Here is a 13,014-nt window from a genome sequence, read left to right as displayed (position 1 = left end):
CCCCTTTGGTGGCGTTCACTCAGCCAATGCCCGCGCCGATCTCATCCGCCAGTCGCAACAGCGGCTGCTGGGATTGCTGCGCATAGGCCATCACCCAGGCCCCTTGCAGGCGAATATGCAGCGCATAGGCCGCCGCATCCGGCTCTGCCCGATTGAGCCGCCGCGCCTCGCGCGCCAGACCCTCGGTCCAGCTGGCATAGACCTCCTGCACCGCCTCTTGCAGCAAAGGCGTGTCCGAGGCCGCCTGCAACACGCTCAGCACCGGGCAGGCCTCGATGTGGTCGACCTGCGCCAATGTGGCCGCCAGATCCCGGCACGCTACCTGCGCGCCCTCTTCGAACGTCTCTGCCCCTTCAAAGGACCGCTGCACCAAAGCCTCGATCCAGGCCCCTGCCCAGCGCGTGGCCGCCGCCGCCAATTCGGGTTTGCCGCCGGGAAAGTGATAATAAAGCGACCCTTTGGGCAGCCCGGCCTCTGTCAGAATCTCGGTCAGCCCCACCCCGGAATAGCCTTTCCGGCGAAAGAGCCGTGAGGCGGTCTTGATCAGTGTAATGCGGGTATCTGGCGCGGTCATGAAAAAGGAATAGCCTCATTGGACCGATTGGTCTACACATGCAATTAGACCGACTGGTCTACACCCAGTCAGACTACACACAGTCAGAGGTGATCCCCCATGTCCCCCACGCCCGAAACCATCCCCTTTGGCCCCAGCAGCAGCCCGCTTGTGGGCCAGTGGTATCCGGCGCAGGGGCAAATGCAGGCGGCCATGGTTCTGCATGGGGCAACCGGCGTGCCGCAGCGGTTTTATCGTCATTTCGCGGCATGGGCCGCAGAGCGGGGCATTGGCACCCTGACCTATGACTACCGGGATTTTGGCGACTCGCTGCGCGGCCCGATCCGCAACAGCCCCGCCTCCATGGCGGATTGGGCGGTTGCCGATCAGGACGCAGCACAACGCAAACTGGCCGCGCTTGCCCCCACCGGGCCGCTTTGGGTGCTTGGGCATTCGTTGGGCGGGTTGGGCGTTGCGTTTCACACTTATCCCGCGCGGGTTTCACGGATCATCACGCTGGGGTCCGGGATGACACATCACTGGGATCACCCCTGGAGCTACCTGCCCAAGGTTCTGGCCTTCTGGTTCCTGCTTGGCCCGCTTGCAACGGCGGTGACGGGCTACCTGCCGGGACGGCGGCTCGGGCTTGGCGCGGATCTGCCTGCCGGGGTCTACTGGCAATGGCGCCGCTGGTGCACGCGGCGGGGTTTCTTCGCCAGCGACATTGGCCGGTCTCTGCCACAGCCCGATTTCGACGCGCCCCATCCACCACTGGAGCTGTGCGTGGCGACGGATGATGTCGTCGTGCCCCCCGTCGCGGTTCAGCGGTATGCGGCGCATTTCGCGCCCAGCCGCACCCAATTGCGCATGTTTGATCCCGGCACCTATGGGCTGAAGCACCTGGGCCATGTGAGCTTTCTCGGTGCAGGTCTCGGAGCGGGTCTCGGTGCGGGCAACGAGGCCGCCTGGGACGACCTCCTGCTGCACCAGACCGCTCAGGTCGACGCAGCGCCTCTGCGGCAGGCGCGATAGCGTCTATAGCCCACAACTTCTGAACATATTCACCACTTGCCAAGCCCTGCCGCCGCCCCTAGCGTCGCCGGATGAGCCACACATCTGCCACCACCCCCGATACAACGGATCGCCCGCTTCTTGGCATTGCCTTGATGTTGGGCTTTTGCGCCCTCATTCCGCTTGGCGATGCGGTGGCAAAGCTTCTGTCGACGCGCATTCCGGTGGGGCAGATCGTCTTTGTCCGCTTTGCAGCACAGGGGATAATCCTCGCACCGGTGGCGCTGATGCTGGGGATCTCTCTGCGCCTGCCTGCGCGCATCATGCCCATCGTGCTGCTGCGCACGGTGCTACAGATGGCGGGCATCACCGCGATGTTCATGGCGCTGCGGTTCCTGCCTTTGGCGGATGCGGTGGCCATTGCCTTTGTGATGCCCTTCATCATGCTGCTCTTGGGCAAATATGTCCTCAAGGAAGATGTCGGCCTGCGCCGCCTTCTGGCCTGTATCGTGGGGTTTGTCGGCACGCTTCTGGTGATCCAGCCGAGCTTTGCCGCAGTGGGCCTGAACGCGCTCTGGCCCTTGGCGGTGGCAGTGATTTTTGCGGTCTTTATGATGGTCACACGCACCATCGCCCGCGAAACCGATCCCATCGCGATACAGGCCGTGTCCGGCGGCATTGCCTGCGTGCTGATGGCGGGGCTCTTTGCGCTTGGCGCACAGTTTGAGCTCAAAGAGCTGAACACCACACTGCCCGCCCGCCCAGAGGTGAACCTGCTGCTGCTAGCGGGGGTTTTGGGCACCATTGCGCATCTGTTGATGACATGGTCGCTGCGCTATGCGCCCACCAGCACGCTGGCGTCGATGCAATATCTGGAGATCCCGGTTGCGGTCTTTGTCGGCTGGCTGTTCTTTTCTGAACTGCCCAACGCAATCGCCACCTGCGGGATCGCGTTAACCATGGCGGCGGGGCTTTATGCGGTGATGCGCGAACGCAGCGTCAGCCGTGCCGCGCGCAAAGTGGACCCCACACCGATCAGCAAGACCGGCCTGCCCGCATCGCCTGAATAAGCCCACTGAGGCAGTGCCGCGGCAGCATCGCCAGCAGTCCCGGCCCGTCCACCTCAATCCGGATCGGCCCGGTGGCGCGATTAGAGGTGCCAATGCGCGACATCGGCGACAAGTTCAGCCCCTCGATGGGCCACTCCAGCCCCTCTGAACGCCCGGTCACGGGACCTAGCGGAAAGAGTGAGACCACATCGCCCGCGTTCAGTTCGACCTCCAGCGGTGTGGTCAGATGCACCACCAGCTCATGCGCGCCGATCAGAATGCAGCTGGCCGCATGCGGCTGCACCAATACATTGAGTGCGGCCAACTGGTGATCCAGACGCGCCCCCAGAACGCCGACAGCCAGCACCAGAGGCGCATTGACCGACCGCAAGGCCTTGTCGAAATCGGTCGTCTCCTGTTCTTCAACAAGATGCAGTATACTGTCAGATAGGGCCGCACGGGTCGCATCAGACACCGAGTCGAAATCACCGATCACCGCCCGAGGCCGATGCCCAAGCGCCAGCGCCTGATCCGCGCCACTGTCGATGGCAACCAGACCCGGCGCATGCGCCAACGCTTCGGCCAGATCAGATCTGGTGACATCCCCCCCGCCAATCAGCGTGACCGGGGCGGTTTCCTGAACAATTACCTCTGTCATGGAGGATATCTGGCAGAAATGGAAACAAGCCACAATGTAAACACAAAATTATACGAACAATTGCTAGGAGTCGGGCCGAATTTGACCCGAAGATGAATAGTGTTGACCTTGCGACTTTGCTGAGGACGAGCCGACGAATGGTACAGAATAACAAAGTTTTAACCGTTTCTTATGGAACGTTTTCGTGCACCCTTGAGGGGTTCGAAGACTCCTTTGACACGATGAAAGCGATTGCCGAGTACTTTCGTGATCTGGCTGCGGATGACCGTTACTTTGGTGCGGAACCGCCTCAGCCAGATGCCGAGATGATGGCCCGGATCGCCCAGCGCGAAATTGCCCGTCAGGTTGAGGCCCGCAGCAGCGACAGCGGCATTCATCTGCGCGCTGCCGCCGCTGCACCTGCGGCGCCCGCTCAGGTGACCACGCCAGACGCCACGCCTTCTGCGGAGGCCCGCGCAGAACCTCAGCTCGAAGAGACCGCAACCGAGGACGCCGATGCGGTTGAGCCAGTCGCCGATTCGCCCGCAACAACTGCTGAAATCGCGGATCAGATCGCAGAAGATCGCGAAGCGGTGGCTGAACCCACTGCTGAGGATACAGATGCAGCGTCAGCCTCGGTCCTCGCAGATGTGAGCAGCGCGCTCAGCGAAACACGCGCCGAGGATCTCGCCACTGATGCGGATGAGGCGGATGATATTCAAGACGACATTCAAGCGGATCTCGCAGATGACCTGATGGTCGAGGCCGAGGATGTCCTCGACCCGGCTCCGCGGTCTGAAGATACCGTCCCTGCCACCGACAGCATTGCAGCCAAGCTGCAGCGCATCCGCGCCGTCGTCGCCAAGACCCCCAACCGCAGCGAAGAATTCATCGAGGATGAGCACGCCGATGCGGTCAGCACCGGTGAAAACGACCTGCCCGAGGATGTAGCGACCGCCTTTGAAGACGATCTGCGTGACGATGAGCCGTTCGAGGACGAAGCAACGCATGAAGAATCCGTCAGCGACATTCTGGATCGGCTGGACCTGACCGGTGCGCGTGTGGATGCGCCCGCCTCGGATGACGCAGCAGATGCAGAGGACGAGAGCGACGCCGACACGGTGTCTGAAACCATCGCCCAAGACACTCTCTCTGACGAGAGTGCGGACGAGCCAGAGGCGCAGGCACAGCCAGTGCGCCCTCAGCGCCCCCTTAAGGCGCGCACCATCCGCGTCACTCGGAATGTGCAGGCCACGCCCGAAGACTCTGATGGCTCGGCTGCCGCTGATGCGGCCCAGCCAGAAGCCCCAGACACACAGGACGCTTCAGCAGCGGCTCCGTCCGCTGAGGCCGAAAGCCACGCAAACCCGGTGGAAGAGAAACCAGCAGCGGCTGAGGCCCCGGCAGAACCAATCCGCCCGCGCCGTCCGGTGCGTGGTCGGGTGATCCGTGTGAAACGAGCACAAGCGGATGGCTCTCTGATCGACGCCACCGCAGAAGATGTAACCCCGCGCCGCGAACCGGCCGCTGACGCCCCCAAAGCCATCGCCCCCGCTGCGCCCAAAGAAAGCAGCCTCTCGGAAGATGAAGAAGCTGACCTTATGGCCGAACTGGCCGCGGTTGAGGCTGAATTGATGGCCTCAAGCGGATCACAGGCGGATGCGGCTCCGGCAGAAGAGGATTCGTCTGAGGAAGGTAATGCCGAGGTCGCGCCAGAGGCGCCTGCTGCGGCAGAACGCCCCGCACGCGAGATTCTGACTTCTTCGGATGCGTCGACCGACGGGGATGTCTCGCGATTGATGGCGGCTGCCGATGACCGTCTGAGCGACGAGGATGCAGCCTCATCGCGCGAAACCTATAATCAACTTCGTGCGGCAGTGGCTGCGGCCCAGGCGGATACCGGCGAATCGGATGACGCCCGTCGCGAGGCCCGCACCCGCGCCTTCCGCGAGGATCTCGCCCATGTGGTCCGCCCCTCCCGTGGGGGATCTGACGACGGTGCCGCTCGCGGCGCAGGTCAGGCGCGCCCGGCACCACTGAAACTGGTGGCCGAGCAGCGTATCGACCCGACCCCGGAAGAAAAACCTGCCGCAGCCGCACAGGCTCAGCCTTCGGATACGCCAGTGCGTCCCCGTCGCGTCTCCAGCGTGTTGATGGGGTCTGACGAGGACGACAGCGCACCTGCGGCGCGGCAACAGGACGGCGCTTTTGCCACCTATGCGACGGAAAAAGGCGCGGTGGAGCTGCATGAACTGCTGGAAGCTGCTGCCTCTTACATGAGCTTTGTGGAAGGCCGCGAGAGTTTCTCCCGTCCGCAGCTGATCAACAAGGTGCGCATGCTTGAAGGGCAGGATGATTTCAACCGCGAGGACAGCCTGCGCTCCTTTGGCATGTTGCTGCGCGAAGGCAAGCTGAAGAAGGCCTCCAACGGGCGCTTCTCGGTGTCTTCACAGATCGGCTTCCGCCCCGGCAACCGCGCGGCAGGCTAACCGCCGCAGCCACCATGGTATCGATGATCAAAAAACACCGCCCTGTTTTGGGCGGTGTTTTTGTTTGATATCAAACCCTTCATATCGCGATAAGTTGACGACAACGTCTGAGGTGTTTCGCTTCGGGCTTTGCCCGAAGCGACCGGCGCCGCGCTCCCCTGCGGGGAGCGCGGCGCCGGGCCCAACTGGGCGATGGGTCCCGCAAGGGGCACGGAGCACGGGCGGGAGCCTCCCGCCCTTACAATATGTGCGCCTCTGCATATGCGCCTCTGCGGGCCTTGTTACTTTGGATGTTCGTCGTGGAGCGCGTCTGGATCTTCCTTGCCGACACCTTTGAAAACGAACTTGAACGGCAGCACCCACACCACGCCCAACGCGATATAGACCAGCAGCTCCAACCAGATCGGCGGGCGATCCAGCAGGTTCATGATCGTCACCGCCAGCACAATATAGAGCGGCATCCCCACAAGCAGGATCACCAGCGCCCAGATCCTCCGGGCGCGGTAGCTGAGACCATCCTTTGCCATCAGTCAGCGAAGGGGTCGGTCACCAGAATGGTGTCGTCCCGCTCCGGGCTGGTGGACAGCAACGCGACCGGGCATTGGATCAACTCTTCAACCCGGCGCACATATTTGATCGCGTTGGCAGGCAGATCCGCCCAGCTGCGCGCGCCCTCGGTGGACTCGCTCCAACCTTCCATCTCTTCGTAGATTGGCGTGCAGCGCGCCTGCTGATCGGCGGCGGTCGGCAGATAATCCAGACGGGTGCCGTCCAGATCATAGCCCACACAGATCTTCAGCGTCTCAAACCCGTCCAGAACGTCGAGTTTGGTGAGGGAGATCCCGTTGATGCCCGAGGTCGCGCAGGTCTGGCGCACCAGACAAGCATCAAACCAGCCACAGCGGCGCTGACGGCCGGTGGTGGTGCCAAATTCATGACCCCGGGTGCCCAGACGCTCGCCATCCGCATCCGGTTTGCCGTCCGCGCCCAGCAGTTCCGTCGGGAACGGGCCTTCGCCGACGCGGGTGGTATAGGCTTTGACGATGCCGAGCACATAGTCGATGGAATTGGGGCCAATGCCAACACCGGTCGCCGCCTGACCGGCGATCACATTCGACGAGGTCACAAAGGGATAGGTGCCAAAGTCAATGTCCAGAAGCGCGCCCTGAGCGCCTTCAAACAGGATACGTTTGCCCGCTTTGCGCTTCTCGTTCATCACCTTCCAGACCGGCGCGGCGAAAGGCAGAATCTCGCCCGCGATCTCTTTCAACAAGTCGACCAATGCGTCACGGTCGATCGGCTCCACGCCGAGGCCCTTGCGCAATGGGTCATGGTGCTGAAGTGCCCGGTCCACGCGCGCCTCAAGCGTCGCATGATCGGCCAGATCAGCCACGCGAATGGCACGACGGCCCACCTTGTCCTCATAGGCCGGGCCGATACCGCGACCGGTGGTGCCGATCTTGGTGCCCTTGGAGGCCGCCTCTTCGCGGGCGCGGTCCAATTCACCGTGGAATGGCATGATCAGCGGCGTGTTTTCCGCGATCATCAGCGTCTCGGGCGTGATCTCCACACCTTGGGCACGCACGGTCTCGATCTCTTTCATCAGGTGCCACGGGTCGAGCACGACACCATTGCCGATGACAGAAAGCTTGCCACCGCGCACCACACCCGAGGGCAGCGCGTGCAGCTTGTAGACCTTTTTGTCGATGACCAGCGTATGGCCGGCGTTGTGGCCGCCCTGAAAGCGCGCGATCACATCGGCGCGTTCGCTGAGCCAGTCAACGATCTTGCCCTTACCTTCATCGCCCCACTGGGCGCCGACTACCACGACATTGGCCATCTCAGGTCCTTTGCATGCTGGGTTGAAACCGACGCCCCGTATAGCGAGGCGGCGCGGGCGAGGAAACCGGAATCTCGTCGCATCATGGTTACAATCTCAGGTCCGCACCTGCAGCGCGCTGCAAAAACGGACCCGGAGCCTGCCCGACCGAAGAGGATTATTAAAACGGGCTGCGCTAGATCACATCATCAGGCAGATGGACCGGCGCCCCATGAGGCGTGGACAGATAGGCCTCTGCCCAGCCTTGCCGGATGCGTTCCACCTCGCCCGCATCGGTGTGTCCCTGATCCGCCATCAGCCTTTGCAACGTGGCCAGCCACACCGTGAAATAGTCGTCACCGCCATTGAGTTCGCGGCTCAGGCCCGCCTGCCGCAACCCGGCAGAGAAGCGCTCCACCCATTCAGGCCATGTAAACAGCCCACTTTCATTCAGATGCACCGCCAGCGCAAAGGCCTGCGCGTGCCATGGGGCCTCAAAGGCTGGCTCAGGGCGCTGAAGGGTTTCAGTCATGTGGATACAGGCTCCAGATAGCTTTGCCACAGATCCAGCACCACCTCGTCACCGGGGTGTTCCGCCTGCGGCCACAGGGCTTTCGCCGCAAACGCCACCGCATAGAGCGGCTCTGGTGCCTCACCTTGGCCATGGGCATTGGAATCGGGAAAGACGTGGCTGCCATGCAGGCGCAAGATCCGCCCCTCGGCGTGGCTGGCATAGGTGGGCAGTCGCGTGTGGCCGCCCGCGACAGATCTATTGCCGCTCAGCCGCGTGCGCACGATGTCGCCGGGCTGATAACGCGCGGCCACAGTGCTGTCGCGATCCGCAGGTCCCCCCGCCGCAAGCACCGCCGCGACGCGCGCCGCAGGCAGGTGCCGCGCGGCGAGCGGATGGATGGTGTCTGGCGCGTCCGACGCCGCACTCAGATCCGCACGGCTCAAGACCCCTTGCGCCACCAACAGATCCGTCAGCGCGGCCAGCCATTTCTCATAATAGCTGAAGTTCATATAGTCAGAGGGGCTGAGGCACTCGCGCGCATGGCGCGACATATCAATGTTCCACTGCCCCAGCGCACCGCAGGCCAGAGTCACCGCCAGCGCGCGGGCATGCCAATCCTGCGCAAAGATCGGCGCATCCTGAGGTTCGGGATTTATCGCCCCGTCCCCGTAGCGCCCGCCCATATCATGGATGCGGCTCATGCGGGGGCCTCGCTGGCCGGTGTTGCCAATGCGGTTCCTATCATCGAATCGCGCCCCACAAGCGCCATCAAGGCGTCCTCACTCCACCCTTCGGTGCCCTCGGGGCGCATCGGCAGCACCAGATAACGCACCTCAGCGGTGGAATCCCACACCCGCACCGCAGTCTCCTCAGGCAGGGTGACGCCAAATTCCGCCAGAACTCTGCGAGGCTCGCGCACAGCACGCGCGCGATAGGCGTCGGATTTATACCACCCCGGCGGTATCCCCAACAGCGGCCACGGGTAGCAGCTGCATAGGGTGCAGACGACAATATTGTGGCGCTCTGGCGTGTTCTCGACCACCACCACATGCTCCCCTTGGCGCCCATTGAGGCCCATCTCATCCAAGATCGCATCCGCATCTTGCAAAAGAGCCGCGCGAAACGCGGGATCAGACCACGCCCGCGCCACCACGCGCGCGCCGTTCTGCGGGCCGATCTTGTTTTCATAAGTATCAATGATGGCATCCAGCGCCGCCGGGTCGATCAGCCCCTTGCGGGTCAGAATCGTCTCCAGCGCCTTGACGCGCAGGGCGGGCTCGGATGGCAGCAGGCTATGCGGGTGGTCGGGATCATCATGAGGCATGCTGAATGCTGGCGTCTCCCCCCTGCTGTGTCCAGTTTCATATCGTGATGCATACAATCAATTCCTGTTGCGCAGCCGGTTTTTGCGCCCCTCGACAAAAGACAAAAGAACTCCGCCCTTGCCCCGACCGGCAATCTTCCCTATGAACCGCCCGATACTCAGCCAACAGCCGCAGGGTCCTATGGAAAACGTCGTTCTCATCATCCATCTTCTTCTGGCGCTCGGCCTCATTGCCGTTGTTCTTTTGCAACGCTCCGAGGGCGGTGGCCTTGGCATGGGTGGCGGCGGTGGCGGTGGTGCCATGACCGGACGCGCAGCCGCAACCGCGCTGAGCAAAATAACCTGGGTTCTGGCCATCGCGTTCATCGCGACCTCCATCACCCTCACGGTGCTGGCCGCTCAGAAATCCGGGCGCTCGTCGATCACCGACAGCCTTATCCCGTCAACGCAGGATAGCACGCCGGACGCACCGACCTCTCCGCTTGGCAACGATCTTCTGCCGCCAAGCTCGGGCGAGAACGCGCCGCTGGTACCCAGCGCCAACTGACATACAAAACCTAGACAGACTTGAGGGAACCGTAACAGCATCTTGCGGTTCCCTTGCGCATGCTTTGCGAATCTGATAACTGTTAAGTCCCGTGATGCTGCGGTTTTTGAGGCGTAAAAACACACGCTGAATTCACCGCCGGGCAGCAAGAGATGCGGGGTCTTCCCCGGATCACGACTGAACCGATTTGGACCTGACACGATCTCACGGGGGCAGCCGAAAACATGGCGCGTTTCATCTTTATTACTGGCGGTGTCGTCTCTTCTCTGGGCAAGGGACTGGCCTCTGCTGCGCTGGGTGCGCTGCTGCAAGCGCGGGGCTATTCCGTCCGCCTGCGCAAACTCGACCCCTATCTGAACGTCGATCCGGGCACCATGAGCCCGTTTGAACACGGCGAGGTCTTTGTGACCGACGACGGAGCCGAAACCGACCTCGATCTGGGCCATTACGAGCGGTTCACGGGTGTACCAGCCCGCAAGACCGACTCGATCTCTTCGGGGCGGATCTACACCAACGTGCTTGAGAAAGAGCGCCGCGGCGACTACCTCGGCAAGACCATTCAAGTGATTCCGCACGTCACCAACGAGATCAAGGACTTCATCTCCATCGGTGAGGATGAGGTCGATTTCATGCTCTGCGAGATTGGCGGCACCGTAGGCGACATCGAAGGGCTGCCCTTCTTTGAGGCCATCCGCCAGTTCAGCCAGGATAAGCCGCGCGGTCAGTGTATCTTTATGCACCTGACGCTGCTGCCCTACATCAAGGCCTCTGGCGAGTTGAAAACCAAACCGACCCAGCACTCCGTGAAGGAACTGCGCTCCATCGGTCTGGCCCCCGATATTCTGGTCTGCCGTTCCGAGGGTCCGATCCCCGTGAAGGAACGCGAAAAGCTGGCCTTGTTCTGCAACGTGCGCGCCGACAGCGTGATCGCGGCGCAGGATCTGAAATCCATCTACGAGGCGCCGCTGGCCTACCACCGCGAAGGGCTCGATCAGGCGGTGCTGGACGCCTTTGGCATCGCCCCTGCCCCGCGCCCGACGCTGGACACCTGGGAAGACGTGGCCGACCGCATCTACAACCCCGAAGGTGAGGTCAAAGTCGCCATCGTCGGCAAATACACCCAGCTTGAGGACGCCTATAAATCCATCGCCGAGGCGCTCACCCATGGGGGCATGGCGAACCGGGTGAAGGTGCGTATCGAGTGGGTCGACGCAGAGCTTTTCGACAAGGAAGACGCAACGCCCTATCTGCAAGGCTTCCACGCGATCCTCGTGCCCGGCGGCTTTGGCGAGCGCGGCACCGAAGGCAAGATCAAGGCGGCGCAATATGCCCGCGAGCACAAGGTGCCCTACCTCGGCATCTGTCTCGGCATGCAGATGGCCGTGATCGAGGCCGCCCGCAACGTGGCCGGCATCGAGGAAGCCGGCTCGGAAGAGTTTGACCATGAAGCGGGTAAAAAGCGTTTTGAACCCGTGGTTTACCACCTCAAGGAATGGGTGCAGGGCAACCACAAGGTGAGCCGCAGCGCCGATGACGACAAAGGCGGCACCATGCGTCTGGGTGCCTATGACGCGTCCCTCTCCGATGGGTCCAAAGTGGCCGAGGTTTATGGCTCCACCTCCATCGAGGAACGCCACCGTCACCGCTATGAGGTCGACATCAAATACCGCGAAAAACTCGAGGCCTGCGGTCTGAAGTTCACCGGCATGAGCCCCGATGGCCGCCTGCCCGAAATCGTCGAATGGAGCGATCATCCGTGGTTCATCGGCGTGCAGTTCCACCCGGAACTCAAATCGAAACCCTTCGATCCGCACCCGCTGTTCAAGGATTTCGTCCGCGCGGCCAAGGAAACCTCGCGTCTGGTCTGATACCTGCGCAACGTCACGATAACTGAACAAAGGGCATCTCTATCAGGGGTGCCCTTTTTGCATGCGCTCCTTTTTCATGTGCACTTGGCAACGCGATGAGCTGCTGCCACACTCCGAACGTACCGGAGGAGAAGACATGCAAACATGTTTGGGGCGCATCCTCATCTATACAAAACGCATCGATGACATGGTGGCGTTTTACACTGCCCTCTTTGGCTACACCCGCCACGACCTCCCCGGCGACCGGATCGTCGAATTGCGCCCCCCAGCCGCCGGTGCAGCCCTTCTCTTGCATCCTGCCGCCCGCAGTCAGAAAATCGGCCAGTCCAGCGTTAAACTGGTCTTTGACGTTGAGGATGTGGCCGGGTTCTGCGCCGCTGCATCAAGGGCCGGCTTTGCCTTTGGCAGCCTCCACGAGGCGGACGGCTACCAATTTGCCAATCGCAAGGACCCGGACGGCAATTCGGTCTCTGTCTCAAGCCGTATTTTTGCGCCCAACAGGTGAGTCTCGTTAGCAATTTAGAAGCCCCCATCTCTTATGGTCCTGAGTCGAAGTGACGACCCAAGCACGGCCGAGAATGGCCGTTGGAGACGACGATGCCAGAAACAGGCACCATAACGAGCAAAGAACCCCGAGAGGAGTTCCCGGTGATCGGAACCGAAGAGGTTCCCGCAGTCTTTTTCGACGGCGACAAGCTGCTCTTATGCTACGAGGTGGCGCCCATTGCGGGCGGCGGGCTCGCCATTTTGGAATTTGACGATGTGCTGGATTTTCGCATCGATCCCATGAATGTGGATGAACTCTCGGAATCGCCCTACCCGGTCTCGGCGTGGAATTTCACCGAAATCTGCGGCAGCGAAAAAGCCGCCCGTTGGGCCGCGATGGATGCCCGCTACTGGAGCCTGTCTTTCACCGACATGACCCTCACGGTGCTATTTGACACCGTGCGTCTGGCCGGGCGCAGTCGCGAAAAATGCCTGCCGCACAAGGCCCTGAAACATTTTATTGGCTCATCGCTTGCGGCGTGATGGCGATTGGCGCGTGCCCGCGCATCCGCTGGCTTCGCCTCAAAATGTCCGCAAAGCGTTTTTTCGCTGAAACGGCAGGACGTTAGCGCAACCATCGCAAAGCATTTGTTGTCTCCCTCTTGGCCCGCGGTATAGAAGTGGCTGCAACAGTATCCGTGCATTTCCCAAGGAGGC

14 protein-coding genes are annotated in these 13,014 nt (G+C 62.0%); 7 read left to right on the top strand and 7 right to left on the bottom strand.

Going from position 1 to position 13,014, the window contains the following annotated elements:
• Positions 1-19: 19 nt before the first annotated feature.
• Positions 20-574: a TetR/AcrR family transcriptional regulator gene (locus tag K529_RS04255; RefSeq protein ID WP_046002475.1), complete on the bottom strand. Its 555-nt coding sequence runs from the start codon at positions 572-574 to the stop codon at positions 20-22.
• Positions 575-673: 99 nt separating this feature from the next.
• Here K529_RS04255 and K529_RS04250 point away from each other — a divergent pair, with 99 nt between their 5' ends.
• Together K529_RS04250 and K529_RS04245 are read left to right on the top strand one after the other, a co-directional pair.
• Positions 674-1,585: an alpha/beta hydrolase family protein gene (locus tag K529_RS04250; RefSeq protein ID WP_046002476.1), complete on the top strand. Its 912-nt coding sequence runs from the start codon at positions 674-676 to the stop codon at positions 1,583-1,585.
• Positions 1,586-1,656: 71 nt separating this feature from the next.
• The gene (locus K529_RS04245) at positions 1,657-2,634 is read left to right on the top strand and encodes a DMT family transporter (RefSeq protein ID WP_005659524.1); all 978 of its coding nucleotides are present in this window, start codon (positions 1,657-1,659) and stop codon (positions 2,632-2,634) included.
• On the opposite strand, the gene K529_RS04240 is transcribed toward K529_RS04245, so the two are convergent.
• Positions 2,600-3,271: a thiamine diphosphokinase gene (locus K529_RS04240; RefSeq protein WP_005659528.1), complete on the bottom strand. Its 672-nt coding sequence runs from the start codon at positions 3,269-3,271 to the stop codon at positions 2,600-2,602. The genes K529_RS04245 and K529_RS04240 overlap by 35 nt on opposite strands.
• A gap of 137 nt (positions 3,272-3,408) precedes the next feature.
• Between K529_RS04240 and K529_RS04235 the strand changes: the two genes are divergently transcribed.
• Positions 3,409-5,739 carry a hypothetical protein gene (locus K529_RS04235; protein WP_046002477.1) on the top strand — a complete coding sequence of 777 codons (2,331 nt, stop codon included), beginning with the start codon at positions 3,409-3,411 and terminating at the stop codon, positions 5,737-5,739.
• A gap of 281 nt (positions 5,740-6,020) precedes the next feature.
• On the opposite strand, the gene K529_RS04230 is transcribed toward K529_RS04235, so the two are convergent.
• The 5 genes from K529_RS04230 to nthA form a co-directional block, all read right to left on the bottom strand.
• Positions 6,021-6,266, bottom strand: coding sequence for a DUF2842 domain-containing protein (locus tag K529_RS04230; protein WP_005666493.1), 246 nt, complete (start codon positions 6,264-6,266; stop codon positions 6,021-6,023).
• A complete protein-coding gene (locus K529_RS04225; RefSeq protein ID WP_009176440.1) occupies positions 6,266-7,579 on the bottom strand; it encodes an adenylosuccinate synthase in 1,314 nt (437 codons plus the stop codon). The genes K529_RS04230 and K529_RS04225 overlap by 1 nt, the downstream gene beginning before the upstream one ends.
• Positions 7,580-7,754: 175 nt before the next feature.
• The gene (locus K529_RS04220; protein ID WP_005666010.1) at positions 7,755-8,090 is read right to left on the bottom strand and encodes a nitrile hydratase accessory protein; all 336 of its coding nucleotides are present in this window, start codon (positions 8,088-8,090) and stop codon (positions 7,755-7,757) included.
• Positions 8,087-8,773 carry a nitrile hydratase subunit beta gene (nthB, locus tag K529_RS04215; RefSeq protein ID WP_046002478.1) on the bottom strand — a complete coding sequence of 229 codons (687 nt, stop codon included), beginning with the start codon at positions 8,771-8,773 and terminating at the stop codon, positions 8,087-8,089. The genes K529_RS04220 and nthB overlap by 4 nt, the downstream gene beginning before the upstream one ends.
• Positions 8,770-9,396 (bottom strand): nitrile hydratase subunit alpha, encoded by a 627-nt coding sequence (gene nthA, locus K529_RS04210; RefSeq protein ID WP_005620854.1) that lies wholly within the window; start codon positions 9,394-9,396, stop codon positions 8,770-8,772. The genes nthB and nthA overlap by 4 nt, the downstream gene beginning before the upstream one ends.
• A 181-nt stretch (positions 9,397-9,577) precedes the next feature.
• On the opposite strand from nthA, the gene secG reads away from it, so the two are divergent.
• From secG to K529_RS04190, 4 genes are all read left to right on the top strand, one after another.
• On the top strand, positions 9,578-9,943 hold the full coding sequence (gene secG, locus K529_RS04205; RefSeq protein ID WP_005620852.1) for a preprotein translocase subunit SecG: 366 nt from the start codon (positions 9,578-9,580) through the stop codon (positions 9,941-9,943).
• Between the two features lie 224 nt (positions 9,944-10,167).
• Positions 10,168-11,811, top strand: a complete 1,644-nt coding sequence (locus K529_RS04200; protein WP_005620851.1) for a CTP synthase — start codon at positions 10,168-10,170, stop codon at positions 11,809-11,811.
• A gap of 136 nt (positions 11,812-11,947) precedes the next feature.
• The gene (locus K529_RS04195; protein WP_040642305.1) at positions 11,948-12,316 is read left to right on the top strand and encodes a VOC family protein; all 369 of its coding nucleotides are present in this window, start codon (positions 11,948-11,950) and stop codon (positions 12,314-12,316) included.
• Positions 12,317-12,459: 143 nt separating this feature from the next.
• The gene (locus K529_RS04190; protein ID WP_005620849.1) at positions 12,460-12,840 is read left to right on the top strand and encodes a hypothetical protein; all 381 of its coding nucleotides are present in this window, start codon (positions 12,460-12,462) and stop codon (positions 12,838-12,840) included.
• Positions 12,841-13,014: the final 174 nt, after the last annotated feature.

The organism is Tritonibacter mobilis F1926 (assembly GCF_000376545.2).
In the GTDB taxonomy this organism is placed as follows: Bacteria; Pseudomonadota; Alphaproteobacteria; order Rhodobacterales; family Rhodobacteraceae; genus Epibacterium; species Epibacterium mobile.
Note: the sequence above shows the minus strand (reverse complement) of the source record. Positions and strands in the feature narration are given on the sequence as shown.

Coding starts and splice junctions, on each gene's coding strand:
- K529_RS04255 (WP_046002475.1), bottom strand. CDS start 574: ATGACCGCGCCAGATACCCGCATTACACTGATCAAGACCGCCTCACGG.
- K529_RS04250 (WP_046002476.1), top strand. CDS start 674: ATGTCCCCCACGCCCGAAACCATCCCCTTTGGCCCCAGCAGCAGCCCG.
- K529_RS04245 (WP_005659524.1), top strand. CDS start 1,657: ATGAGCCACACATCTGCCACCACCCCCGATACAACGGATCGCCCGCTT.
- K529_RS04240 (WP_005659528.1), bottom strand. CDS start 3,271: ATGACAGAGGTAATTGTTCAGGAAACCGCCCCGGTCACGCTGATTGGC.
- K529_RS04235 (WP_046002477.1), top strand. CDS start 3,409: ATGGTACAGAATAACAAAGTTTTAACCGTTTCTTATGGAACGTTTTCG.
- K529_RS04230 (WP_005666493.1), bottom strand. CDS start 6,266: ATGGCAAAGGATGGTCTCAGCTACCGCGCCCGGAGGATCTGGGCGCTG.
- K529_RS04225 (WP_009176440.1), bottom strand. CDS start 7,579: ATGGCCAATGTCGTGGTAGTCGGCGCCCAGTGGGGCGATGAAGGTAAG.
- K529_RS04220 (WP_005666010.1), bottom strand. CDS start 8,090: ATGACTGAAACCCTTCAGCGCCCTGAGCCAGCCTTTGAGGCCCCATGG.
- nthB (WP_046002478.1), bottom strand. CDS start 8,773: ATGAGCCGCATCCATGATATGGGCGGGCGCTACGGGGACGGGGCGATA.
- nthA (WP_005620854.1), bottom strand. CDS start 9,396: ATGCCTCATGATGATCCCGACCACCCGCATAGCCTGCTGCCATCCGAG.
- secG (WP_005620852.1), top strand. CDS start 9,578: ATGGAAAACGTCGTTCTCATCATCCATCTTCTTCTGGCGCTCGGCCTC.
- K529_RS04200 (WP_005620851.1), top strand. CDS start 10,168: ATGGCGCGTTTCATCTTTATTACTGGCGGTGTCGTCTCTTCTCTGGGC.
- K529_RS04195 (WP_040642305.1), top strand. CDS start 11,948: ATGCAAACATGTTTGGGGCGCATCCTCATCTATACAAAACGCATCGAT.